Below are 25,887 nucleotides of genomic sequence, written 5' to 3' on the forward strand. Positions count from 1 at the left end.
GATCCCGTTGAATTGGATTATGTTTAGAAAGCATATTAATCACCTCAAGCATTGTATTACTTCTATTTTAAATCAAAAAAGACTCCCGACAAGTACGATTTTCATCGAGTTTGTCGACAGTCTGAAAAACAGCCTTTGGCTGTTTTTTTTAATTTACTTTTGGACCATGCTCCATTTCCCACAACTTCTCAAAAAACGGCTGTCCTTTTATTAAGTTTTCACAAAACTTTTCATGTTTGGCTGACCAGCCGTATTTACTTTCATCAAATAATTCATACCAGGCCTCTTCGAAATTCATTGATTGTATTTTAGTATATCGTTCAGGGCTCCACTCCGTATACCAATAACGGATTTCGGCATCATTTTTGGAGGAATGAAGCTGGTCCAGCGCCATAAACAGAAGCTGTTTAAGCTGTCTTTCTTTTCTTGTCAGACCTGCCATCAGATCCGGAGAAGGAGAAAGAATATGAAATTCCTTCAATGCGGTTTGATCATTAAAAGAGTAATTTGCCGTTTGCTGATTTTCCAGCATTTCATAGGCCAGCTGCTCCTGCCTTGGTATTAGCCTGCTTTTTCTGATTGGAATGTTGTAGCCGATTGTATCTACAGCCAAAATGCCTGTCCCATCAGATACAACAAAGCAATATTCCATTTGGACTCTTTCATGATTTTTCCTTAAGTAAGCTTTTTGATAAATATCATCTAGCAGTTGTTGTGGCAGCTCAGAAAGATCATTTTCAATATAATTAAAAAGGACCGGATCAATCTTTAGCAGCGGAACCTGGTCAAGCAGTTCTACGCCATCATCTTTTCTCCATTCATGAAAATGACATACATTATATCCATTTTCTTCTCCTTCAAACCAATTCACCCAAACATCATGAAGATACAACATTTTTAACCCCCACTTCAACAAACTATTTGTCACTCAGTATGGGCAGGAGACAGTATATTTATTCCTATATTGTACTTGCGATCCATTTTTTGTAATTGATCGGCTTTATATTTGATGAAATGTCTTTTTAATCATCTTCATTTGAATAGGGAAGATATATGGTCAATGTTATTATAATTATACCGAGTGGAAGCAAATAGCATTCCGGTCGATAGGTGATAAAATGCAAGTATTCCTTGAAGGTCTGTCCAGTTGTAAGTAAATTCAAATACCCTATGACACTGACTCCTCCCGAAACAGAGATTCCAAACCCAGATAAAAGCCAAAATGCCCTAAATAACATGTTCTTTACTATATTTGTGAGTCATATAAGGTTTTATTGCTGCCATAAACTCACTCCCACTACCTTTTTTATATGTATATGAAGGCAATTGCTTTGATATGTACAAGCTTTAGCCCACAAAACAGCAAAAAACGCCTTATTACAGGCGTTTTTTTGCTATCTGTTGGATTTAGGGTTGAATGCATCTTTCAAACCTTCCCCTATGAAGTTGATAGATAGGATTGTAAATGTCAGAATCGCAGCAGGCGGAATCCAAATCCACCATTTACTTGTTAAAACATCAGGACTTCTTGCTTCCTGAAGCATGTTCCCCCAGGTTGGAATGTTAATTGGTACACCAAAACCGAGGAAGCTTAGACCTGTCTCAGCTACAATCATCGCTGCAAGAGTAATGGTTGCCTGAACAATAATAGTTGACATGACATTTGGCAGCAAGTGTTTAAAAATGGTCTTTGGTGCAGAGCATCCAATGGATACAGCACTCATAATATACTCATTTTCCTTCTCAGCCATAACCTTGCTTCGCACCAGACGTGCCGTTCCTGTCCAGCTTAGTACACTTATTACAAAAATGAGGGTTCCTGTACTTGATTCGATAAAAATGGATTTCAATACGATAACAAATAGCAGGAATGGAAAGTTCATCATAAAGTCTGTAAATCTCATCAGGGCATTATCAACCCAACCGCCAAAGTAGCCCGCAGTAGCACCAACGAGAGTACCAAGGGTAATAACCGAGATCGTGATAGAGAATGCAAGCAAGAGTGATGTCTTGCCGCCGTGGAGAGTCCTGGCAAAAACATCTCGGCCAGACTTGTCAGTGCCGAAGTAATGATCAGCAGATGGTTCTTTGCTCATTTGTGTTAAATTAATCTTAGCTGTCTCCTCAACCGGCATAGTTAGCGGTTCAGCTAATATGGACATTACACAGACTAGCAGCAGGAAAACAAGACTGATCATTGCTGCTTTATTGCGCAAAAACTTGCGGCGGGCGAGAGCCCATGGTGATTGACTCTTCGGAGGTTTAACAGGCTCTGCTAAACCAGGCGAAGTTTGCTGTGAAATTGATGGTTCCATACTCTCACCTACCTAACTTAAACGAATACGCGGATCTACTAATCCATATAGTAAATCTGCAATTAAATTTCCAATTAATGTTAAAATAGTAAGCATCATGGCAATAGCCATCATGACTGAATAATCACGTGAATTAACTGATTCTACGAATAAATAACCGATGCCAGGGTATGTAAAAATGGTTTCTGTGATAATTGCCCCTCCAAATAGGTTGGCAATATCGAATCCAAGTAAAGTAACAATAGGAATGATTGAGTTTCTTAGAATGTGCTTATTATAAATCGCAGATTCTTTCGTACCTTTAGCTCTTGCTGTACGAACATAATCTTTGCGAGAGCTTTCGATCATATCATTTCTTAAGAACTGTGTATAAGCGGCTGTAGCCATGGCTCCGAGTACTAAAGCCGGCAAGACTGTATGTTTTGCTTTACTTAAGTAATATTCCAGTGTCCCTGCTTCTACCCCGCTGCCGATACTTCCAGTGGCAGGAACCCATCCAAGATTGATGGCAAAAACATAAATGGCAACCAAAGCTGCAACAAAGCTTGGAATTGCAAGTGCTAGATAGTTAAAAGCTGATATTAAATAATCTCCAATGCTATAGGCAAATCGCCCAGAGTATCTTCCCATTAAAAAGGCCAATAAATAAGTGATTAATAGAGCTGATATTCCTAAAATAATCGTGTTCGGCAAACGGTCACCAATTAATTCCATAACCGGGCGCTTATGAACAAATGAATCTCCAAAATCCCCTTGTACCACACCACTCATCCAGCGGACATACTGCATAGGAATAGGGTCGTTCAATCCCATCTTCTCACGCATTTCTTCAATATACTCTGGATCTGAGTTCAATGGGTCAATTTTTCCAGATAGTGCATCACCAGGCATAAGCTTTGCCAGGGTGAAAACCACCACTGAGATAAGGAAGATTATGGGAATCATACCTATAAGTCGTCGAATTGTGTACTGTAGCATTTCCATTCCCCTTACCAAACAAAAATTTATTCGCTGGTTAAACTTGTATTCCTTGGAGGAGCAACTCCCCCAAGGAATACAGGCTCCTATTATTCTGTTACTCTACAATGTGCCATTTGTGGAACTCATCAGTTCCAAATGGAGTTACTTTAACCCCGCCAACACGCTTGTTGATTGCCCATGGATCTACACGCTGTTCGAAGAAGATGATTGGCAATTCTTCGTTAACTAGCTTTTGCCATTCATTATAGACTTCCTGACGATGTTCAGTAACATCTTTACTTGCATCTTCAGGGAATGTAATACCTTTCTTAATTAGCTCATCAGACTCTTCACTGTACCATCTCCACATGTTCCACTTATCAGTAGATAACCAGATTCCAGCTGGATCTGGATCATTAGCAAGGCCCCATGCACCCATGAATGTCTCAACAGACGGATCATCTGCTTCGATAGTGTCATAGAAAAGGTTGAAATCTTTTAATGAACCGCCATTAAGCTTTGCATTTAAGCCAACTTCCTGCCAGGATTGCAGGATGAATTGAGCACGTGCCTCTGAAGTTTCAGCGCCTGCCATTGCATCAAAGTTAATTGTAAATGGCTTGCCTTCTGGATCTTCACGGAAGCCGTCGCCGTCTTTATCAACATAGCCTGCTTCGTCAAGTAATTTCTTTGCTTTTTCAGGATCATACTCATATGGATTGATTTCTGAATCATCAATCTTAGCCCATGATACCGAAGGGAAAGGAGTGTTTAATGGTTTTCCTAAGCCGTTTGCAAAACCATCGATAAATGCCTGACGGTCAATCGCATGTGCCATTGCATGGCGAAGGGATTTGTTCTGGAATTTCTTGTTATCAGATACTACTACACCTTTTTTAGTATCATAGTGACCCCAGTCAAAAGCAATATAGCTGTAAGACATAGCATCTGCTTCTACTGGATTTACGTTATCAAGAGCTTTAATAGCTTCCCACTGATCTTTTGGAGCTTCAATAACATCGATTTCTCCATTTTGCACTAAACCTTGTGCCAAAGAACCATCAATGATTTTGTAAACTACACCATCCAATTTGGCTGGTCCCTGCCAGTAATCATCAAAACGCTCAAATTCGATCATTTCGCCAGGTACGATGTTTTTCACTTTAAAAGGTCCTACACCGATTGGGGCTTTACGGACTTGATCGGCATCCGGAAGCTCTTTAGAAGAAATATCTCCGTAGTAGTGCTTTGGCTCAGGATAGATCCAAATGTTTTCCAACAAGTTAACAGAAGGCTCAGTTACTGTTACCTCAATTGTATAATCGTCTACTACCTTGATACCTTCAATTTTGTCAGCTTTTCCATCTTTATATTCTTGAGCACCTTTGATCATTGCTACATTAGCAAAACGGGCACCTTCATATGTTGGATCTGCAATTAAATACCAAGCAAATTCCATATCTTCCGCTGTTAATTCTTCACCATCATGCCATTTAACCCCTTGCTTAAGCTTGAAGGTTAATTTAGTGTTGTCATCAGATAACTCATATTCTGCCAGGTTCGGTTCAGAAATAAGCTCATCATTTACTGCAAGCAAGCCTTCATGCATAAATTGAAGGGCATTTGCATCATCTTCACCTTCATAATAAGCATAAGATAAAACGCCTTTAAATGGCTGTGTGTAACCGAATGTTACTTTACCGCCTTCTTTTACTTCTCCAGATGCTTTCCCATCATCTTTTGGTTCCTTTTCTGTGTTAGCTTTCTCTCCGCCGCCAGAACATGCTGCAAGGAACACAGACATGACAAGCAGAAGCGAAAGCAGCCAAAATGCTGATTTCTTCATTGTTTTCCCCCCGAAAAATATTTTTTGACAAAGCTTTATTTATATAAGTGACAAGCGACTCTATGCCCAGGCTTCACCTCCTTTAATTGCGGTTTTACACTCTGACATTCAGGCATTGCATGTGCGCAGCGCGGATGGAATGTACATCCTTTTGGAGGATCAATCGGACTTGGTACATCACCCTCTAATATGATTCTTTCCTTTTTCTTCCGCGGATCAGGTTCAGGAATCGCAGAAATCAGCGCCTGAGTATATGGATGCAGAGGCTCTGCATAGAGGCTGTCCTTTTCAGCGACTTCTACAAGGCCTCCCAGATACATAACCCCTATCCGGTCACTCATATGTTTAACAACACTCAAATCGTGGGCAATAAATAAAAACGTAAGATCAAATTCATCCTGCAGTTCTTTTAATAGATTCAATACCTGTGATTGGACCGAAACGTCCAGGGCTGAGACAGGCTCATCCGCAATAATCAGCTTAGGCCTTAAAGCCAGGGCTCTTGCTATTCCGATACGCTGTCTTTGCCCTCCGGAAAACTCATGGGGATATTTATAATAAGCATCTTCAGGCAGTCCAACTTTCGCAAGAAGATCCATTACTTCCGGCTTCAGTTCCTTTTCGGATTTGCTGTTATAGTTTCTGATAGGCTCTGACACAAGGTGTCCGACCATCATCGTGGGATTTAATGAAGCATATGGGTCCTGGAAGACCATCTGGAAGTCCTGGCGGATTTTCCTCAAGCTGGTCCCTCTCACATTAGTGATATCCTGTCCGTCAAAGATGATTTGCCCCTCTGTCGGTTCCAGAAGTCTGAGTATTGTTCTACCTGCTGTTGATTTTCCACAGCCTGATTCTCCAACCAGTCCTAGTGTCTCCCCTTTTTTAATTTCAAAGGTAATATCATCGACAGCCTTAACGACAGCTACAGTCCTTCTAAGGATTCCGCCTTTTACAGGGTAGTATGTTTTTAGGTTTTTAACCTCTAACAGCACTTCATTACTGCTTTTATCTTTTTTTAGAACAGCTGTATTATTATGCTCTTTACTCATTATGCGTTCACCTCTTGTTTCGGCTGGCTTGTCTCGTAAAGCAGACAGGCAACCTCATGTCCATTTTCATTTTCTGCCAATTGAGGTGTTACTGTCAGGCATTCGGGCATTGCCTTAGGGCAGCGCGCCGCAAATTTGCAGCCTGTTTTAGGCATATTTTTTAATGAAGGCACAATTCCTTTTATTGTGCTTAGCTTTTCCACTTCTTCATCCATTTTCGGAATGGCTCCCATCAGGAGTTGAGTATAAGGATGCTTTGGATTGTGAAATAAAGAATCTACATCTGTCCGCTCTGCTATTTTCCCTGCATACATAACGATTACTTCATCGCACATCTCAGCTACTACACCAAGATCATGAGTAATCAGAATGACGGACATATCATTGACTTCCTGGATTTCTTTTAAAAGTTCAAGAATTTGGGCTTGTACAGTAACATCCAGGGCAGTAGTAGGCTCATCTGCGATCAGCAGCTTCGGCTGGCATGCAATCGCTATGGCAATCATAACCCTTTGCCTCATACCTCCTGAAAGCTGATGGGGATATTCATCTACAATTTTTTCAGGTCTTGAAATTCCTACACTTTTTAGAAGTGCAATACTTTTAAGCCGTGCTTCTTTTTTGGAGATTTTCATATGATTGAATAATACTTCCTGCAGCTGGAACCCGATTGAGAAGACAGGATTTAATGACGTCATAGGTTCCTGAAATATCATCGCGATATCTTTTCCTCTGATCTTATTAATCTCTGAATCTGTCATGTTCTCTAAATGAACACCATCAAAGAGAATCTCACCGCTTCGGATCTTGCCAATGCCTTTAGGCAGGAGTTTCATAACAGAGAGACTCATTACAGACTTTCCGCACCCGGACTCTCCCACTATTCCAACTATTTGCCGGGGATTCACTCGGAAAGAAACATTATCAACTGCGTTATAGTATGTACCATCTATGGAAAAAGCCGTTTCTAGATTCTTCACCTCTAGTAAAGGTGCGTATTTATGCTTACGGGGTTTTGCGCTCATAGGACACCTCTTACATTTTTAATTATTCTGTTAATTCATTCTATTTGTCTAAAATATTATTACAAATTTATTACAATTGCAAGATTTTTTTAAAATTTATTAAAATTCGTTTTAAATCAAAAAAAAGCCCGCATTTTAGGGCTTTAAAGCAAACAAGAATCCAGTTTATAGGAAGTTGGATCTGTAAAGTAATCGGACGGCGCAGTAAAAGAAATTTTTGTAGAAAAACTTTTTTCCTCTTTGAATTCCTTTACAATTTCGTAGCCGGCAGCATAGCCAAGTAATTGAGGATAGGGTCTCTCACCATATAAAATCTTTTGATGCAGCCTATCATTCTTTTTCAATTTTAAGTTCGGTTTAATAAATTTATCCCAAAAATTCCTGATTTCCTCTTTCGAATACCTGGTGCACCAGGATCCTCTGAACTTTTTTCCACAGTGTATTTCTACTGAATGTTCGGCAAGCCCTTCCAGTATAATGGAATCCAGCAGTGTAAATTCTTCAAGCGATTTTTTCTGCGAGTTAATTCTGCAGACATGGTGATATTCATGCACAAATAAAGCCTCCAGTTCAGCTTCTTCTATTTCTGAAGGAAGAAAAAGAAAGAGCATATTTGCAAAGGAAACTCCTGATTTACCAGGTTGGCGCGAGAATAGTCCGCCTCCAGCAGAAGGGAAAATGTAAACATTAATGTCAGGTCCTGCCCACATCCTCCTATATTTTAAGTAAATGCTTTTTGCCAGGTCCCACACATTCTTTTCTTTTAACTCGTTGAAGATATTTCTGCTGAACCTGTCAGGTGTATACATGCCGAAGCCCGTTAGGTACTCGTATATTTTTCGGGGGTTATCATCATTGAAATGTCCAGTAAGCTTTTCACATATTTTAAGCGGTTCCTTAAAGCCTTCCTCGAGCCATAAATCTGTTCTAACTATCCCATTTCGCACCTCCTTTACTCGATAATATGTAGGTATAAGAATTTTGTTAATTTAAAAGGCTCTTTTCGTATAAATTGTTATTTTTGCTTATCAATGTTGTCCGTTGATTGAAACGAGAGGCTGCTCAGCGAACCACGGGGCGGGCGGTGAGCCTTCTCGACGCTGCTCGTCTGTGGGGTCTCACCTGTCCCGCTACTCCCGTAGGACTTTGAATATGCTGCCATGAATAAACACCGCACGACGAAAATGCTATAGCATTTTCGAGGATCTCGCACCTTCCACTACAATCAACTCAGTAAAAATTATGTAAATAGCAACTTTACGAAAACAGCCGTTTAAAAAAGCTGATTCAAAGGAGGTTTGACTTCCCTTAAATCAGCTTTGGTTATTTCTTATTCATATCTTTTAAAAACAATGGTTGCATTGTGACCGCCAAAGCCAAGTGAATTGCTCATTGCAGCTGTTATTTCTTTTTCCCTGGCCATATTTGGAATATAATCCAAATCACATTCAGGATCCGGGTTTTCGAGATTAATGGTCGGCGGCAGGATTCCTTCCTTCATTGCCAGAACTGTGAAAATGGCTTCAATTCCGCCTGCAGCTCCCAGAAGATGTCCTGTCATTGATTTAGTCGAACTTACAGCCAGTTTATAGGCATGCTCTCCAAACACTTCTTTGATTGCCAGTGTTTCAAACTTATCATTATAATCGGTACTTGTGCCATGGGCATTAATATAATCGATATCTTCCGGCTTTAAGCCGCCATCTTCGATTGCCATTTTCATGGCCCTTGCTCCGCCTTCTCCTCCCGGAGCCGGCGCAGTGATATGATAGGCATCCCCGGTAGCACCATAGCCTACTATTTCTGCATAGATTTTTGCTCCGCGGGCAAGTGCATGCTCAAGTTCTTCAAGTACTACAATTCCCGCACCCTCTCCAATAACAAACCCGTCACGGTTCTGATCAAATGGACGGCTGGCCGTTTGTGGATCCGGATTAGTTGAAAGCGCGGTGTTTGCACAAAATCCGGCTACAGACATTTTGGTGATTGGTGCTTCTGCCCCCCCTGAAATCATCGCATCCGCATCGCCGCGCTGAATAACCTTGAAGGCATCTCCGATTGAGTTGGTACCAGTGGCACATGCAGTCACTGTACATGAGTTAAACCCTTTTGCACCCAGATAAATGGAGACTTGGCCAGTAGCCATGTCCGGAATCATCATTGGCACGAAGAATGGACTGACTCTTCTGTATCCACGTTTCATAAATACTTCATATTGATTTTCAAATGTTTCCATTCCGCCAATGCCTGAACCAATCCAGACACCGATGCGATGAGCGTTTTCATCTGTAATTTGAAGGTTTGCATCTCTAACAGCCATCATGGATGACGCAACAGCGTAATGTGTAAAGCGGTCCATTTTTCGCGCATCTTTTTTATCAAAAAAGTCTTCAGGATTAAAATCTTTTACCTCAGCAGCTACTTTAGCCGGGTACTCATCTGCATTTAATCTAGTCAGCGGACCAACCCCTGAAACACCTGACTTAATATTATTCCATGTTGTTTCTGTATTATTTCCAAGCGGTGTTACAGCTCCAATGCCTGTAACAACAACCCTTCTTTTATTCATAAGATTGCAGCTCCTTTTATATTATCATCATTTTAAATGAAGTTCTTATCTTCCCCATCTTATCGCAATGGCTCCCCAGGTTAGTCCTCCTCCGAAGCCGACCATCACAAGCAAATCATCATCTTTAATTTTACCAGCTTCCAGCTCTTCCACCAATGCAATCGGAATAGATGCAGCAGATGTATTTCCGTATTTATCCACTGTTTTAGACATCTTTTCTACAGGAAGTTCCAATCTTTGTCGGGAAGCTTCCATGATCCGGATATTCGCCTGATGAGGAATTAAAAAATCCACATCTTCTTTGGATAATCCAGCTTTCTCAAGCACATTGATGCAGCTTTCACCCATTTGACGAACTGCAAATTTGAACACTTCACGCCCGTTCATGATGATAAATTCATCCTGGTATAGATGTTTTGCCCCCGTACCATCTGCTCCTAATTCAAATGATAATATCCCGCGGCCATCCGAGACTTGCCCAATTACAGCTGCACCTGCTCCGTCTCCAAATAAAACGGCAGTATTACGGTCATTCCAGTCTGTAATTTTTGAAAGCTTTTCTACACCTACTACTAAAACATTTTTGTATGTCCCAGTTTCAATAAATTGTTTTGCTGTTATGATACCATACATGAATCCTGCACATGCAGCGCTAACATCCATTGCCGCAGCCTTGCTTGCTTTTAGCCTCTCCTGGAGCATGCAGGCAACAGATGGAAAGGGCTTATCCGGTGTAACGGTTGCAACTAAAATCAGATCTAAGTCCTCTGCTTCAATGCCTGCATTAGCCAATGCCTTCAGTGCCGACTCGTAGGCCATATCTGATGTATCAATATTGTCATCAGCAATTCTTCTTTGTTCAATTCCAGTCCTGGTCCGAATCCATTCGTCAGAAGTATCAACTATTTTTTCCAGATCAGCATTTGTTACCACTTTTTCAGGAAGATATCTTCCGATTCCTATAATTCCAGCATTCATGGAGTCCCACTCCCTTTCATATTTAAAAACCCATAACTATTCTCTATTTAAATATTATTATCAATTATTATGACTTGGTACTAATTTTATCAAAAGTTTATATAATAACGCAACACTTTTTACATTGCCTGCTGATAACTACACAAATGTCTATACCGGGGTTAATTTTTCTTCATATGCTGATATATAGGCATCTGGAAGGAGGAAACTGGCATATGCTTGATAAAGATGAAAAAGACAGGGGATATACAGAGGACCCTTTAACCCATTTTTTATTTGGGGAAAGAGTGAGTAACCATAACCCAGCTGGAGGAAAAATTGATTTCGAAAGCAGTGCTGAAGAACATCAGGAGAAAGATGATTGGCTTTTCGGTGGCAGAAACAGAAATGCTCACGAAGCTGACGACTGGCTCTTAGGGGGAAAAAGCAGTGAAACTACTGAAAGAGAAAGTTCCGGTAAAGAAAGTGAGAACAATATCCTGAACAATATAAACCTCGAGGAACTGATGGGCAACATTGATACGCTCATATCTTCAGCTCATCATTTAAAGCCGCTACTGAAAAAAGCAGGTCCTTTGCTTGAGATGTTTTGGAAGAAGTAGAGGCTGGTATCCCAAAATCAACAACAACCAGCCTAAAAGGCTGGTTTCCTAAATTATTCACTCTTATTCAAGGCATCCGCTTTGCCCATTTCATAGGCTTCGTTCATGACTTTAGTGAATAGGTTCATGAATGGCTGAATCATTTCCATGGATAGTTCGATGCCTGCTTCGTCAAGCTGCTGTTTGGCTTCCGGCAGGTATTTCATGGCGATTTGCATGAATTCCATATTCTTTTCGTTCATCTTGCAGTACCTCCTATGTATGGTAATTATTATTCAGGCAATTTGCCTGTTTTTTTGTAATTCTCAATGACAGCGTTTAGTTCTTTTTTGAATTTTTCGTCGACGTCTGGGCTGAATTTCCCAAATGAAATCACATCATCCTCGAAATCAAAAGATAGATTTCCTGATTCCAGCTCGCCTTCGTTATATTTTTCTGCCACTAGTTCATATAAAACATCTACATGCTGAATTGTACTGGTCAGGACAACTGATTCACCTAAATCCGACTGATCAGAAATATAGCCGATGGCGTAGAGCCCTTCTTCTTTCAGCTTTTCGATAACAGGAACATTATATCCATCTCCGGCCGGATATACAACATCTGTCTTATTGGCAATAAGTTTGTCCAAAAGAGCGATGGCTTTGTTATCATTGTCCCAGTTGCCAACATATTGGATCTGCACGTTTACTTTTTCATTGGTATAGTTTGCACCTTCATAAAAACCTTCTACTTCTGGCTGCCATTCAAAAGCCGCCAGGATTCCTACATTATTTGTTTTCGTCATATGTCCTGCCACCATGCCTCCGAAGAAACCCATTGCATATGCTTCAAAGTTTAAACTGGTGGTGTTTTCATTTTGAGCGTCACCATTAAAGCTGACAAAGTGAATGTCAGGATATTTTTTTGAGATGTTATTAAAGTATGCAGCGTATTCATTGCCATGTCCAAAGATCAGGTTTACACCTTTTTGGTCAAACTCTTTAACAGCTCTTTCAACAACCATCTCTGAATTCATGCCTTCTTTATAATAAACATCAATATCATAATGGGATTGAATCTTTAGCATGCCTTTATAGCCTTTGGTCCCCCATACTTGGTCATTAACAGTATCGGGCACTAATAATCCAGCTTTCTCAAGTTTTCCTGCAGACATCGGCTGTCTGCAGGAGGCCAATAAAAGAAGGCACAAAAGAAGGATCCCTAAATTCTTTAATGTCTTATGCATCTTCTTTTTCTCCGCCTCTCTGTCTTTCGCATACTGCTGCCGGTTTAATTTATCAGACTAATTTAATTCTACCTTTTCTTTATCTCAAATGGAAAGATTTTTTTCCAATTTACAAGTCACCCGGGTTTCCTAATGAAATAAACTGTAGTCTTTGTTTTTCGAGACCATCTGAGAATTTTACTGAACACTGAATCGTTCTTTCAGTTACTTTCCCTTTTGCCAAATCGGGACATCTCCAATTTTCATTATTGCCAAAAGAAAGGTAGTCAGCGCATTTTCGCCAGTGCCCGGTGATGCTGCTTTTCAAAAGATAAGACTCATTAAAATGCTTATCTGTACAATTTGATAAGAAATTGATGAGATCATCAATATAGATAGCATCATATATCCATTCTCTTTCACTTATCATTACTCTTTCACCTGCAATAACCTGATGAAAACTAAATTCCTTAGGCTGCCAGGGACCATATATGACAGGCAGATAAAAGGACGCAACTGAAATATTGTTTTCTTTAAGGACTGTAATAACATCTTCCACCCTGCTGTGTGTTCTGCTGATGTCTTTAAGCCACTGAATGGGAAGAAAAAATGCAATTTTTATCTGAAGGCTCTGGAATGTAGCCAGGTTTTTCATAAGAAATACGTCAATGAGCTCCTTCTCCCATAAAGCACTAAGCTTATTCCTAATATACAAGTCGTATATATCTATAAAAATCGTGTCATTTTTTAGTATTTTTCCAGATTTAATCCATGCAGAATAGTTTTTTTCATTGAAATTCGCATTTCGTCCGATTGTCAGGCGTTTTTCGTGAATTAACGCGTCATCTTGTTCTTTGTCGAAATGGATTCCATCTATCTCGCAGCCCTGGTCCAAAAGATTCTTGCACAGGCTGAAACCTATAAATTCAAATGTCCCTAGAATGACTGCCCTGTCCATCTTCACCCCTCCTTAGAAGCATATTAATGTATCCTATGCTCAAAGGATTGTCTTTATTTCTTGCGGAATTACAGCAGGTTTATAGGACTTTTTCATATTTTCTAAAGAAGCTTGTCATCTGAGAAGAAATTCGCTGTTTTTTATCTGGGAGGATATAAAACACTGAGATGGGGCTATTTTCATTTTCCCATTGTATGGATCGTTTCTTTAAATAATCCGATTGCTTGTAAGCTCTTCCGCCGGCCAGAACCTGAATGATTCTGACAGGGACTTTAAGGCCGGAGGTGAGGTTCTTTTCATGTTTGCTGAGCTGTTCTGATATGTTATCCGTATCTATTTTATAGGAAGCTGCCAATTCTTTTAATAGTTTCTTATAAAAAAACTTATGCTCTTTTTCCTGGTCGAGATGGTGCTTCAGTGAGAGAATAGGATTTATTAATACCGCTGAACGGATTAAATCACTCATTTCATGCAATAATCTTAGGGCAACCAACGCTCCCATGCCCTCAGCAATAATATGGATCTTTTCGTTAATTATTTCTGTACGCAGAATATATTCATACAAATGCTTAGCCTTCTCAACAGCCCGATCGCTTCCCCAGTGCCTTCCGTATAAATTTGAATAAAAGATAGTATAACCATCTTGCCTGAGTTTCTTAATTAATGAACATTTCCCTTCATTTTGAGTCCAAAAACTGCAGTTTCTATCAACAAAATGCCGATCATCCCCAATTATCAGAATACCGAAACCACTTGGTTTATCTGGGTAATGAATCATGCACCATTCTGTATCCAGCTGGAAGTTCCGGCTTTCCATAGTAAAACTCCTTTGCAAGTTTGTTCATAATATATTGTATGTAAATAAACATAAAATGAAAGGGAGATTAGCCTAGTTTTAGACAAGTTCATCAATGTTCAAATGGGCTCAAACGAGAAAAAATAAATTTATTTCTTTAATAGCTTATGCTAATATGAAAAGGGAGTAATTATGTTAGAGGTGAAATAGATGAGATTCTTTTGGACATTCTTCTGGACTTTCCTTCTTGTTCAAATGTTAACGTACGTAGTTTCCTCAATGCTTGGAGCGCCATACGATTTTGTAACCGGCACCATTCTGGCGGCTGGGACAACTGTTCTAATTTTTGTTGTCGCTTCCATCATTCCTGAAGGTCCTGTTGAGAAAGAAGGAATTCATTAATCTGCAGCTTCTGTAGGAAATGAAAAGAGTCATCCTGTTAGTTCAGGATGATTCTTTTCGTTTGTGTCCTTATTTTACCAGCAGTTCAATTCTGCCGTTTTCTACTGATATAATAACTTCACTTTGATCTTTAATTTCTCCTGTGATTATTTTTCGGGCTAGTGCTGTTTCAACGTTCCTTTGGATAAACCGTTTGAGCGGCCTGGCGCCGTAGACAGGATCAAATCCGTTTTCTGCAATATATTCTCTCGCATTTTCATTTATACTTAACTTAATATGCTGTTCTGATAATCTTGCTTGAAGCTGAGTAATTAATTTTAATACAATACCCTTTATTTCATTGAGAGCTAAAGGCTTAAACAAGATAATTTCGTCCACTCTGTTTAAAAACTCCGGACGGAAATGGCTCCTCAGCTGTCCAAGTACATTGTCTCTGGTCTCTTCAGTTATGTCCGGATTATTGGAAGATCGTTCCAGAAGAATGTGAGAGCCGATATTGGAAGTCATAATGATAACTGTATTTTTAAAATCCACCGTGCGTCCCTGTGAGTCGGTGATCCTTCCATCATCCAGCATCTGCAGGAGGATATTAAAAACTTCTGGATGTGCCTTCTCGATTTCATCAAGCAGAATTACTGAGTATGGCTTCCTTCTGACAGCTTCTGTCAACTGACCGCCTTCCTCATACCCTACATACCCCGGAGGAGCGCCAATCAATCTTGATACAGCATATTTTTCCATATATTCGGACATATCAATTCTGATTATTTGCTCCTCACTATCGAACAGTGACTGTGCAAGTGCCTTAGCTAATTCAGTCTTTCCCACACCGGTTGGGCCAAGGAAGATGAAAGAGCCAATGGGGCGGTTTGGATCTTTAATGCCTGCCCTGGCTCTTAGGACAGCATCTGACACAAGCTGAACCGCTTCATCCTGACCAATTACTCTTTCATGAAGGATACTTTCAAGACGAAGCAGCTTTTCACGTTCTCCTTCAACAAGTTTTACCACTGGAATACCTGTCCACCTTGCTACGATGCCAGCAATCTCTTCTTCTGTGACTTCCTCTCTCAGCAGCCTGTCCCCTTGATTCTCATTAACTGCAATTTCAAGCTCTTTCAATTCCTTCTCCAAAGCTGGGATTCTTCCATGGCGAAGTTCTGCTGCTTTATTCAAGTCATAATTATTTTCGGCTTCCTCCAGTTCGCGGCGCATAATCTCAAGCTGCTCCCGCTTTTCCTGAGCTTTTTGGATTCCTTCTTTTTCAAGCTGCCATTTAGCTTTCATGCTATTTGCCTGATCCTTTAGTTCAGCCAGTTCTTTTTGCAGATCTCCCAGTCTCTTTTTGCTTGCTTCATCAATTTCTTTTCTCAGTGCCGCTTCTTCTATTTCCAGCTGCATGACCCTTCTAGTGACTTCATCCAGCTCAGAAGGCATTGAATCAATTTCCGTCCTGATCATCGCACAGGCTTCGTCAACCAAGTCAATCGCCTTATCAGGGAGGAAACGGTCTGTAATATACCTGTCTGATAAGGTTGCGGCAGCCACTAATGCACGATCGTGGATGTTGACCCCATGATGAATTTCAAAGCGCTCCTTCAGCCCTCTTAGAATGGAGATTGTATCCTCTACATCCGGCTCCTGCACCAAAACCTGCTGAAAACGCCGTTCCAAAGCAGGATCTTTTTCAATATATTTGCGGTGCTCGTCAAGGGTTGTAGCTCCTATACAATGCAATTCTCCCCTTGCAAGCATTGGTTTTAGCATATTCCCTGCATCCATGGCTCCTTCTGTTTTGCCCGCACCTACAATGGTGTGTAATTCGTCAATAAAAAGAAGAATTCTGCCTTCGCTTTTCTTAACTTCATTTAAAACTGCTTTCAATCTTTCCTCAAATTCACCCCGGAATTTGGCCCCTGCAATTAAAGCGCTCATATCAAGGGCAAAAATGGTTTTATCCTTAAGTCCTTCAGGCACATCTTTACGGACAATTCTCTGCGCCAAACCTTCGACAATTGCAGTCTTTCCTACCCCAGGTTCGCCTATTAAAACCGGATTATTTTTAGTTTTTCTTGAAAGGATGCGAATAACATTCCTGATTTCGCTGTCCCGGCCAATTACAGGATCAACTTTTCCCTTCTTTACCTCTGAGACAAGATCTCTTCCATACTTTTTTAACGCATCATATGTTGATTCAGGATTCTGCGATGTCACTCTCTGATTCCCCCTGACTTCTTTAATCGCCTGCTCCACTTGCATTTGACTTATCCCGTAAGATTCTAAAATTGCTGCCGTTTCGGTATCCGCTGCAGCAGCAGCCAGCAGTACATGCTCCACTGACATGAAATCGTCCTGATAGGTCTTCATATAATTTTCTGCTTCGGCCAGCAGCCGCTGCAGTTTACCGGTAATATACAGCTTCCCTTGTTCTTTTCCTGAACCGAATACTTGCGGTTTCTTTCTAAGTGCTTCTTGCATTTTATTAGTAAAAGAATCTGCAGGAACCTGCATTTTTGACAAAATTAATGAAACAAGGCTGTCTTCCTGCTCCAGTAGAGCAAGGAATAAATGAGCTTCATCCACCTCCTGATGCTGCCCGCGAATAGCAATGGACTGTGCATTCATTAACCCTTCTTGAAGCCGCTCTGTCATCCGATTTACATCCATTATGCAACCTCCTCTTTGACCTTTTTTGACCTTTTAATTTTATTATAGGGCAATCTTTTCATATGTAAAGTTTTCAGCCTTTTCCATATCTAAAGAGCCATCCGCTATTGGGATGGCTCTATCTTCTATTTCCCCAATGTCCATTTAATTAATCAGGGCTTTCTTTTATATGTCCAAATCCGGTTATGATTGGATGTTTCCGGAAATTGGTCACCCGCTCTCATTTTAAGCATTTGCGGATTATTGACATTGCTTCCCGTTTCGCCAACTTCTATATAAATTCCATTATTAGGCGCTTTCTGGCCAGGCTTAAATTGTCTGTTTTGCCCCATCCAAATACCTCCTTTAATCGTAAATCACTTATTATTATTTCCATTCCTGCATCTCTCATAAGGGAAACTATTGGCATTCCCAAAAAGCAAAGAAAAGGATATTACTTTACTCTGCCATCCTTTTTATTGTTAAATGGGAAGGTATTAGATTTCAATATGGAGGATTTAAATGTGACTGATTTTCTGACATTGCTTAAATACTTGTTTTTAGGTTTGCTTCAAGGATTTACAGAGCCTATTCCCATTTCATCGAGCGGGCACCTGGAAATTGCCCAGTACTTTTTCAATCTGGACATTAAAGGTCTCAGCTTTGCACTTCTTGTAAATACAGCCTCTTTATTAGCAGTTCTGCTTATATACAGAAAGGATATTAAAAGACTGATTCGAAATGGACTTGCATACGTTACAACTAAAGAAAAACAGGCGGAATCTGATTTCCGTTTTATCATTTACTTGATTATCGGTACTATCCCTGCCGGTGTTATAGGCATTTTGTTTGAGGATTTTATTGATGTTCATCTTGCCAATATTAAGACAGTAGGTATTACTCTTATTGCAACTGGACTTGCCCTGTGGCTGATCCGGAATTTACGAGGACAGAAAAATGATGCTGAATTATCTTATAAGGACGCAATCATTGTAGGTCTTGCCCAGGCAGTTGCCCTGATACCGGGAATCAGCCGTTCAGGTGCCACCATTGTAGCCTCTATGGGACTTGGGATGAAACAGGAGACAGCCTTAAGGTTTTCTTTCCTTTTATATATCCCCGTAAGTGCAGGCGGAATGATATTGGGTTTCAAAGACATTTTAACAGATCCCAATTTATCTGAATTGGCTTTGCCCTATACTGTAGCCTTTTTTGCCTCACTGATTGCATCTTACTTTTCGCTAAAATGGTTCATGAATATTATGGCTAAAGGGAACCTGAAGTATTTTGCAATTTATTGTTTTATCGTTGGCCCACTTGTTTACTTATTATCTTAATGAAAAAGCCTTCTCCGCGATGAGAAGGCTTTTTCATTATAATATCTCTGAAAGAATGGCTTTTTGAACATGAAGCCTGTTCCCAGCCTGCTGAAACACAGCAGATTTGTTTCCATCAATGACCTCTGTTGTAACTTCCTCACCGCGATGGGCAGGCAGACAATGTAAAAAGACATAATCTTTTTTGGCTTTTTGGACAAGATATTGATTAACCTGATATTCAGCAAAGTCTTTGAGCCTCTTGTCATTCTCTGCTTCCTGGCCCATGCTCGTCCAGACATCCGTATAAATGGCATCGGCATTAGCAGCAGCTTCTTCAGGATCCGATGTGACGATTACCTTTGAACCGGTTTGTTCGGCAAACTCTTGTGATTGCTGGAGAACAGATTGATCCGGCTCATACCCTGCAGGACAGGCAATCGTGATATTTACCCCCATCTTGGCAGAAGCAATCATTAATGAATGAGCCACATTATTGCCATCGCCTATATATGCCAGGTTTTGGCCTTTTAATTCCCCATTTTTTTCTTCAATTGTTAGAAGGTCTGCAAGGGCCTGGCAAGGGTGATAAAGATCTGTCAGGCCGTTAATAACCGGGATGTCCGCATGGTAAGCAAGTTCCTGGATCTTCTCATGTGAGAACGTGCGGATCATAATCGCATCAACATACTGGGAAAGCACTTTAGCTGTATCCGCAATGCTTTCTCCTCTTCCGAGCTGCAGGTCCTGGCTGTTTAGATATAAGGCATGGCCCCCAAGCTGAATCATCCCTGCTTCAAATGAAACCCTTGTACGTGTAGATGACTTTTCAAAGATTAAGCCAAGAATTTTTCCTTTAAGGATTGATGTTTCTCCCCCCTGCAAATGAGCTTTCTTTAATTGCTTGGCCTTTTCCAAAAGCCCCTTTATTTCGTCTCCTGAGAAGTCTGCAAGTGTTAGAAAGTCCTTCCCTTTAATATTTAAGCATTTTTCCGCTACCTGAGTTGAGATCATATGACACCCACTTCCTTTTCTGCCTCATTATTTTTTATGCCCCGCCAATCTTCAATAGATTTAACATCCCATTCGCCTGCCGTCATTGATTTTAATAATGCAATAAGCGTTTCCTTTTCACTGAAAGTCAAAATTCTGTTTTTGGTTCCCATTTCTCTCATGTTTTTATCTTCTTCACTCGTTCCCGGATTATATAAAGCAAAGGTTTCCTGGGCATTCCAGTCCATTTTCTCTTGAGACAGGAAAACAGGAACGGCTTTAGCCTGATTAATGTAATGTATTAATTCGTCTGTTTTTGGAGTATTTGCTATTACGACACATTTACCCTTAACACCATTTAAACCAGCGTGGAAAGACTTTCTGACAGCTTCCTCATAATTTGGCGCCAATGAAATGCCCTCACCTGTTGATTTCATCTCAGGCCCTACTTTGCTGTCCAACCCCTTTAAAGCATAATTCGAGAAGACCGGAAATTTTACACATACAAACGGGAGATTCGAATCAGCCTGAATTTCATCTTTCGACAAATAATATTTCCCAAGCAATATTTTTGTCGCAACCTCTACAAGCTGCACACCTGTGACCTTGCTGATAATAGGCACCGTTCTGCTTGCACGGGGGTTAATTTCAAGAATAAATACTTCTTCCCCCTCCACGATATATTGAATATTCATAAGTCCTTTATAATGGAGCTTTTGCACAATCGCTTTTGCATAGGCTAACATTTTCTTCTGAACATTCCCTGAAAGATTTTGCGGAGGAAGAACGGACATGCTGTCTCCTGAATGAACTCCGGTTTTTTCAATATGCTCCATAATTGCCGGTGCACATATATAATTTCCATCTGCAGCCAGATCAAGCTCTGCTTCTAAAGCAAGCACGAATTGATCAATCAAAATCGGATAAGGAACATCACCTTTAGTTAAATAACTTTCAAGCTCAGCGGATGAAGAAATACGTTCCATTCCTCTGCCGCCTATAACATAAGATGGGCGTACAAGAATGGGGTATCCAATGTTTTCAGCTGCTGCTTTTAGTTCTGCTTCTGAGTGGACAACATCTCCTTTTATCCTCGGGATATTTAAATCGTCCATTAGCTGATAAAAAAGCTTCCTGTCCTCTAATGCATCAATGGTATTTGAGTCAGTTCCAAGCAGGGTAACGCCATAAGCTTCAAGATCGGATGCCAGATTCAGAGCTGTCTGCCCGCCAAGCTGCACAATAACTTCTGATACTCCTTCTGCTTCAATCACATTCAAAATATCCTCAAGAATTAACGGTTCAAAATAAAGCCTGTCAGCTGTTGTATAATCCGTACTAACCGTTTCAGGGTTGTTATTGATCATAATTGTCTCAACGTCTTCATCTTTCAGCGCAAACACTCCCTGAACAGAGCAATAATCAAATTCGATGCCCTGACCAATCCTGATGGGACCGCTTCCGATAATCAGGACTTTTCTCTTATCACTCTTCACCTGTTCATTTTCACCGAAATAACTGGAGTAATAATAATTAGATTGTGCTTCAAATTCAGCAGCGCAAGTGTCAACCATTTTATAGGCAGGAAGAATACCAGCCTCTTTCCGTTTATCCCTGACTGCTTTCTCCGTTACTTTCCATTCGAATGCAAGAAACTTATCACTGAAGCCCTTTTCCTTAAATAGCTGAAGCTCTTCTTTTGTTGCTCCATCAAGTGTTAAGGAAGAAATGTGTTTTTCCAGTTTAACCATTTCACTGAGTATGTGGAGATAGAAATGATCTATTTTTGTGATAGAGTGTATTGCTTCTAATGAGTGATTTCTCCGCAGCAATTCAATCACGGTAAAAAATCTTTCGTCAGTCTGCTTTAATAGCAACTCCTCCAGTTCATCTTGCGATTTCGCTGATAAGAGTGGAGATATTAAATCCATTCCTTTCACTTCAAGTGAATGGATTGCTTTTAATAGAGCCCGTTCCAGATTCCGGTCAATACCCATTACCTCTCCGGTGGCTTTCATTTGTGTTCCGAGCTTACGGTCTACTGAAGGAAATTTATCAAATGGCCATTTTGGAAACTTAACAATGACATAATCGAGAGCTGGTTCAAAGCTTGCAAATGTGTCTCCTGTTACAGGGTTGATGATCTCTGATAAGTTATAACCGACCGCAAGTTTTGCAGCCATTCTGGCAATTGGATAGCCTGTTGCTTTAGAAGCAAGGGCAGATGACCTGCTGACTCTCGGATTTACTTCAATCAAGTAATAATTCCTGCTATTCGGATCCAGGGCGAATTGGATGTTGCACCCTCCAATAATGCCAAGCTCCGAAATGATTTTAATAGATGCCGTTCGGAGCATCTGATATTCATCATCAGTTAAGGTCTGGGAAGGTGCGACAACAATTGAATCACCTGTGTGCACCCCTACAGGATCAATATTTTCCATATTGCAAATCGTGATGCACGTATTCTGGGAATCACGCATCACCTCATACTCAATTTCCTTAAATCCTGCTATGCTTTTTTCAACCAGACATTGGTTAATAGCACTTTCTTTTAACCCGCCCTGTACCAAGGATGTCAGTTCTTCCAGATCTCCTGCAATACCCCCGCCTGTTCCTCCAAGGGTATAGGCTGGACGGACGATAATTGGGTATCCAATCTCACGCGCAAATTGAACGGCATCTTCCACTTCATGGACAATGATGCTTTCAGGAACAGGTTCGTTAAGTTCGTTCATCAGCTTACGAAAAGCTTCCCGGTCTTCACCTTTCTTAATAGATTCAATACTGCTGCCCAAAAGCTTCACTCCATAACGTTCAAGCACACCAGATTCACTCAGTTTAAAAGCAAGATTTAATCCTGTCTGGCCTCCCAGTGTGGCAAGCAGGCCATCTGGACGTTCTTTCTTTATAATCTTCTCAAGGCTGTCAGCTGTCATCGGCTCAAAATAGACTTTATCAGCAAAAGCATTGTCAGACATGATGGTAGCCGGATTGTTATTAACAAGAATAACCTTATAGCCTTCTTCCTTTAATGCTGCGCAAGCCTGTGTCCCTGCATAATCAAATTCTGCTGCCTGCCCAATGACAATAGGGCCGGACCCGATTACTAATATGGATTGGATACTGGTGTCTTTAGGCATAAGCGAAAACTCTCCTATTCTCCTCTTGAATCATGTTCATAAACTCATCAAAAATATAATCGCCATCCGCAGGACCCGGATGTGCTTCGGGATGGAATTGCACCGTATGGATTGGAAGGACCTTATGCATCATTCCCTCAATTGACTGGTCATGAAGGTTTACATAACGGGTTTTAAACCCTGTATCTTTTATGCTCTCGTCATCAACCACATAACTATGATTTTGTGATGACATAAAGACAGTGCTCTTTTTCATGTCCGCAATCGGGTGGTTGGCACCCCTATGGCCAAAAGACAATTTCTTTGTATTACCTCCAAATGCTAAAGCTGCCAGCTGGTGGCCAAGGCAAATTCCCAAAGCAGGATACTTCTCCAGCACCTTTTTTAATTCCGGGAGTATGCTTTTTAATTCTTTTGGATCTCCAGGCCCATTTGAAAGCACTATCCCGTCCGGATTTAAATTTTTTATCTGTTCAAAGTTTGTATTATATGGAACAGACGTTACCTTGCAAGCTCTTTTCAGTAAAGAATCCACAATAGATTTTTTAGCGCCAAAATCAATAACAACTACATGAACACTGCCCTCTCCAAAGTACTCCTTAGCTTGTGAAGATACTTTACAAACTTTTGCATCCTTTAGAAGCAGCATTCCGTCAGCTGATGCTTCCGAAGAAGACATTTTTGCCGGCATACTGCCTTCGGAACGAATTTTCTTTACAATGGAACGGGTATCCATATGCCCTAATAGTGGAATATTCCATTTTTGAAGATATTCCTGAAGTGAATAGGCTGATTTGTAATGTGAAGGATTTCTGCTTCCTTCATAAACAATAACCCCGGCAACATGTGGTTTCTTACTCTCAAAATCAGACTCATTAATCCCATAATTTCCGATTAGAGGATACGTAAATACAATAATTTGATCTTTATAAGAGGGATCTGTCAAAACTTCCTGGTAACCTGTCATTCCTGTAAAAAAAACTATTTCTCCTTCTATATCTTTTTCAGGCTGAACCGTCAGCCATTGGCCTTTATAGGAATGGCCGCTATTTAAATGAAGGTATCCTTCCATTCTTCACACCTCGATGCATTCTGTATATTTATATAAATTAACTAATTTTTATTCATTTATTCGAAAAATTATACAGCTTAAACAGCTGATTTTGATAATTGCTTTAATGTAGATTGCAAAATTTGCACCGCTTCATCTATTTCAGATATAGATGCTGTCAATGGAGGCAACAACCGTAAAACATTTTCCCCTGCAGGCAATGCCAGCAAACCATTGTCTCTTAACTCTTTTAACAGTGATGAAAGAGGGATATCAGTTTCAATACCAGCCATCAAACCAAGGTTTCTAATATCCTTAACAGCTGGGATTTTTTCAAGCGATTTGGCCAATTTGTCAGTAAGTAATGAACCTTTTTCTTGTACATCTTGTAAAAAATCATCATCAAATATCGTCTTCATTGTTGCAATAGCTGCTGCAATGCTAATCGGGTTTCCACCGAACGTTGATCCATGGCTTCCTGGCCCAAATACCTCTTCTAATGCTTTTTTTCCAATCACCGCACCGATAGGCAATCCGCTTCCGAGGCCTTTAGCGACGGTTACGATATCAGGAGTCAGGTTAAAATGCTGGAATCCGAAGGCTTTGCCCGTTCTGCCAATGCCGGTTTGTATTTCATCTATTATCAGGAGTGCACCATATTCTTTGCAAAGCTGCTCAGTTTCTGCAAGAAACTCCTGATTCCCTATGTGAATCCCGCCTTCACCCTGTACAATTTCCAGCATAACGGCGGCTGTTTCTGAATCCATTTCTTCTCTCAATGCATCCATATCATTAAAAGGAACATATTTAAATGTTTCCAGCATGGAACCATAGCCATTTTTTATTTTATCCTGGCCGGTAGCAGCCATAGTTGCAAAGGTCCTCCCATGAAATGATTGCTGAAACGTCATGATTTTTTCCCGTCCAGTTGCTTTTCTTGCAAGTTTAATCGCTGCTTCGTTTGCTTCCGCTCCACTGTTGGAAAAGAACACAAGATCCATACAAGCAGCTTCAGAGAGAGCTTTAGCTGCAGTCTCCTGCTGATCCTGTATAAACAAATTGGAAACATGCCAGAATTTATTCAGCTGCTCATTAATTGATTTTTTAACAGATTCCGGACGGTGACCAAGGTTGCATACTCCGATCCCTGATGTAAAGTCCAAATAGCGCTTTCCCTTTTTATCGAAAAGATAACTTCCTTCTGCTTTTTCTGGCTCCACTTCCCACCGTGCATACGTTGGAAATAAATTACTCAAGTTAAGACCTCCTTCTTGGCAGATATATTCGTCCCGATCCATATGCCATCCTCATAAAACTTTTCTTTACCTGACACAATCATTACGCTGTTAAGACCGCTTGTGATCAGGTTCAATGCAGAAGTAACTTTTGGAATCATTCCTCCGGTGATTTTTTTATCGTTAATATGCTGTTCAATTTCTTCCCCGTTCAGCTGTTGAGCCAGGCTTCCGTCAATATAAATGCCTTTTACATCCGTTACAAAGATACAATGTTCAGCTTTAATGGCATTGGCAACAGCTGCAGCGGCATAGTCGGCATTAATATTTAATTTCGTGCCTCCTTCAGAAGAAGCAATAGGAGTAATGACAGGTACCAGGTCTTCATTAAATAACATTTTCAGTACTGACTGATCAACAGAGGTAATTTCCCCCACCAGCCCCAGCTCATTGGGATTGATACAGTCTGCTTTTAGCAATCCGGCATCACTGCCGTTTACACCAAATCCCCTCAAGCCATGCTTTTCGAGCATCGAAGTAAGTTTGCGGTTGGATTGACCTGCCATAACCATCTCTGCAACCTTAAGAACTTCCGGAGTCGTCTTTCTAAGCCCGTTTACAAATTCATGCGGAATATTATAAAGTTCCAGAAGGCTGTTAATTGCCGGTCCTCCTCCATGAACAAAAACAATCTGGTATCCTTCTTTTTTTAAAACTAAAAGACTATCAAAAAAAGCTTCTCCCAATTCTTCCATTACACTGCCGCCGCATTTAATCACTATACTTTTCATAT

The 25,887-nt window shown here is 40.5% G+C and carries 23 protein-coding genes; 3 read left to right on the forward strand and 20 right to left on the reverse strand.

Going from position 1 to position 25,887, the window contains the following annotated elements; genetic code table 11:
- Window positions 1-148: 148 nt before the first annotated feature.
- The 9 genes from M3205_RS14290 to M3205_RS14335 all read right to left on the reverse strand — a co-directional run bounded on the left by M3205_RS14290 (window position 149) and on the right by M3205_RS14335 (window position 10,745).
- A complete protein-coding gene (locus M3205_RS14290) occupies window positions 149-895 on the reverse strand; it encodes a YjbA family protein (protein WP_251170527.1) in 747 nt (248 codons plus the stop codon).
- Window positions 896-1,394: 499 nt separating this feature from the next.
- A complete protein-coding gene (gene opp4C / locus M3205_RS14300; protein ID WP_251170529.1) occupies window positions 1,395-2,315 on the reverse strand; it encodes an oligopeptide ABC transporter permease in 921 nt (306 codons plus the stop codon).
- A 12-nt stretch (window positions 2,316-2,327) separates the two neighbouring features.
- Complete coding sequence (opp4B, locus tag M3205_RS14305; RefSeq protein WP_251170530.1) at window positions 2,328-3,293, reverse strand: oligopeptide ABC transporter permease; 966 nt, start codon at window positions 3,291-3,293, stop codon at window positions 2,328-2,330.
- Between the two features lie 97 nt (window positions 3,294-3,390).
- Window positions 3,391-5,121 (reverse strand): oligopeptide ABC transporter substrate-binding protein, encoded by a 1,731-nt coding sequence (gene opp4A, locus M3205_RS14310; RefSeq protein WP_251170531.1) that lies wholly within the window; start codon window positions 5,119-5,121, stop codon window positions 3,391-3,393.
- Window positions 5,122-5,156: 35 nt separating this feature from the next.
- Window positions 5,157-6,173 (reverse strand): ABC transporter ATP-binding protein, encoded by a 1,017-nt coding sequence (locus tag M3205_RS14315; protein WP_251170532.1) that lies wholly within the window; start codon window positions 6,171-6,173, stop codon window positions 5,157-5,159.
- Complete coding sequence (locus tag M3205_RS14320; RefSeq protein ID WP_251170533.1) at window positions 6,173-7,198, reverse strand: ABC transporter ATP-binding protein; 1,026 nt, start codon at window positions 7,196-7,198, stop codon at window positions 6,173-6,175. The genes M3205_RS14315 and M3205_RS14320 overlap by 1 nt, the downstream gene beginning before the upstream one ends.
- Before the next feature lie 143 nt (window positions 7,199-7,341).
- Window positions 7,342-8,145: a DUF2268 domain-containing putative Zn-dependent protease gene (locus tag M3205_RS14325; RefSeq protein WP_251170534.1), complete on the reverse strand. Its 804-nt coding sequence runs from the start codon at window positions 8,143-8,145 to the stop codon at window positions 7,342-7,344.
- 383 nt (window positions 8,146-8,528) lie between these two features.
- The gene (gene fabF / locus M3205_RS14330; RefSeq protein WP_251170535.1) at window positions 8,529-9,767 is read right to left on the reverse strand and encodes a beta-ketoacyl-ACP synthase II; all 1,239 of its coding nucleotides are present in this window, start codon (window positions 9,765-9,767) and stop codon (window positions 8,529-8,531) included.
- A gap of 45 nt (window positions 9,768-9,812) precedes the next feature.
- Complete coding sequence (locus tag M3205_RS14335; RefSeq protein WP_251170536.1) at window positions 9,813-10,745, reverse strand: beta-ketoacyl-ACP synthase III; 933 nt, start codon at window positions 10,743-10,745, stop codon at window positions 9,813-9,815.
- Window positions 10,746-10,960: 215 nt separating this feature from the next.
- On the opposite strand from M3205_RS14335, the gene M3205_RS14340 reads away from it, so the two are divergent.
- Entirely contained in the window at window positions 10,961-11,347 is a 387-nt protein-coding gene (locus M3205_RS14340; protein ID WP_251170537.1) for a hypothetical protein, read from the forward strand.
- A 53-nt stretch (window positions 11,348-11,400) separates the two neighbouring features.
- On the opposite strand, the gene M3205_RS14345 is transcribed toward M3205_RS14340, so the two are convergent.
- The 4 genes from M3205_RS14345 to M3205_RS14360 form a co-directional block, all read right to left on the reverse strand.
- Complete coding sequence (locus tag M3205_RS14345; protein WP_251170538.1) at window positions 11,401-11,589, reverse strand: ComZ family protein; 189 nt, start codon at window positions 11,587-11,589, stop codon at window positions 11,401-11,403.
- 29 nt (window positions 11,590-11,618) lie between these two features.
- Window positions 11,619-12,575, reverse strand: a complete 957-nt coding sequence (locus M3205_RS14350; protein WP_251170539.1) for a BMP family ABC transporter substrate-binding protein — start codon at window positions 12,573-12,575, stop codon at window positions 11,619-11,621.
- A gap of 109 nt (window positions 12,576-12,684) precedes the next feature.
- Window positions 12,685-13,512, reverse strand: a complete 828-nt coding sequence (locus tag M3205_RS14355; RefSeq protein WP_251170540.1) for a hypothetical protein — start codon at window positions 13,510-13,512, stop codon at window positions 12,685-12,687.
- Between the two features lie 79 nt (window positions 13,513-13,591).
- Window positions 13,592-14,329, reverse strand: a complete 738-nt coding sequence (locus tag M3205_RS14360; RefSeq protein WP_251170541.1) for an alpha/beta hydrolase — start codon at window positions 14,327-14,329, stop codon at window positions 13,592-13,594.
- A gap of 189 nt (window positions 14,330-14,518) precedes the next feature.
- On the opposite strand from M3205_RS14360, the gene M3205_RS14365 reads away from it, so the two are divergent.
- A complete protein-coding gene (locus M3205_RS14365) occupies window positions 14,519-14,710 on the forward strand; it encodes a DUF2929 family protein (RefSeq protein WP_035327181.1) in 192 nt (63 codons plus the stop codon).
- Window positions 14,711-14,779: 69 nt separating this feature from the next.
- Here the strand turns inward: M3205_RS14365 and clpB are convergent, their stop codons facing one another.
- Entirely contained in the window at window positions 14,780-17,377 is a 2,598-nt protein-coding gene (gene clpB / locus M3205_RS14370) for an ATP-dependent chaperone ClpB (protein ID WP_251170542.1), read from the reverse strand.
- Between the two features lie 152 nt (window positions 17,378-17,529).
- The gene (locus M3205_RS14375; RefSeq protein WP_076256660.1) at window positions 17,530-17,709 is read right to left on the reverse strand and encodes a YjzC family protein; all 180 of its coding nucleotides are present in this window, start codon (window positions 17,707-17,709) and stop codon (window positions 17,530-17,532) included.
- A 171-nt stretch (window positions 17,710-17,880) separates the two neighbouring features.
- On the opposite strand from M3205_RS14375, the gene M3205_RS14380 reads away from it, so the two are divergent.
- On the forward strand, window positions 17,881-18,693 hold the full coding sequence (locus tag M3205_RS14380) for an undecaprenyl-diphosphate phosphatase (RefSeq protein ID WP_396105787.1): 813 nt from the start codon (window positions 17,881-17,883) through the stop codon (window positions 18,691-18,693).
- Between the two features lie 36 nt (window positions 18,694-18,729).
- On the opposite strand, the gene argF is transcribed toward M3205_RS14380, so the two are convergent.
- From argF to argB, 5 genes are all read right to left on the reverse strand, one after another.
- Complete coding sequence (gene argF / locus M3205_RS14385) at window positions 18,730-19,686, reverse strand: ornithine carbamoyltransferase (RefSeq protein WP_251170543.1); 957 nt, start codon at window positions 19,684-19,686, stop codon at window positions 18,730-18,732.
- Entirely contained in the window at window positions 19,683-22,808 is a 3,126-nt protein-coding gene (locus M3205_RS14390; RefSeq protein ID WP_251170544.1) for a carbamoyl phosphate synthase large subunit, read from the reverse strand. Before M3205_RS14390 ends, argF begins: the two co-directional genes overlap by 4 nt.
- On the reverse strand, window positions 22,801-23,880 hold the full coding sequence (locus M3205_RS14395) for a carbamoyl phosphate synthase small subunit (protein WP_251170545.1): 1,080 nt from the start codon (window positions 23,878-23,880) through the stop codon (window positions 22,801-22,803). The genes M3205_RS14390 and M3205_RS14395 overlap by 8 nt, the downstream gene beginning before the upstream one ends.
- A 77-nt stretch (window positions 23,881-23,957) precedes the next feature.
- Complete coding sequence (locus tag M3205_RS14400) at window positions 23,958-25,115, reverse strand: acetylornithine transaminase (protein ID WP_285886367.1); 1,158 nt, start codon at window positions 25,113-25,115, stop codon at window positions 23,958-23,960.
- On the reverse strand, window positions 25,112-25,885 hold the full coding sequence (gene argB / locus M3205_RS14405; protein WP_251170547.1) for an acetylglutamate kinase: 774 nt from the start codon (window positions 25,883-25,885) through the stop codon (window positions 25,112-25,114). The genes M3205_RS14400 and argB overlap by 4 nt, the downstream gene beginning before the upstream one ends.
- Window positions 25,886-25,887 lie beyond the last annotated feature (2 nt).

Origin of the sequence: Cytobacillus firmus (assembly GCF_023715565.1) — a bacterium.
Lineage (GTDB): Bacteria > Bacillota > Bacilli > Bacillales > Cytobacillaceae > Cytobacillus > Cytobacillus firmus_C.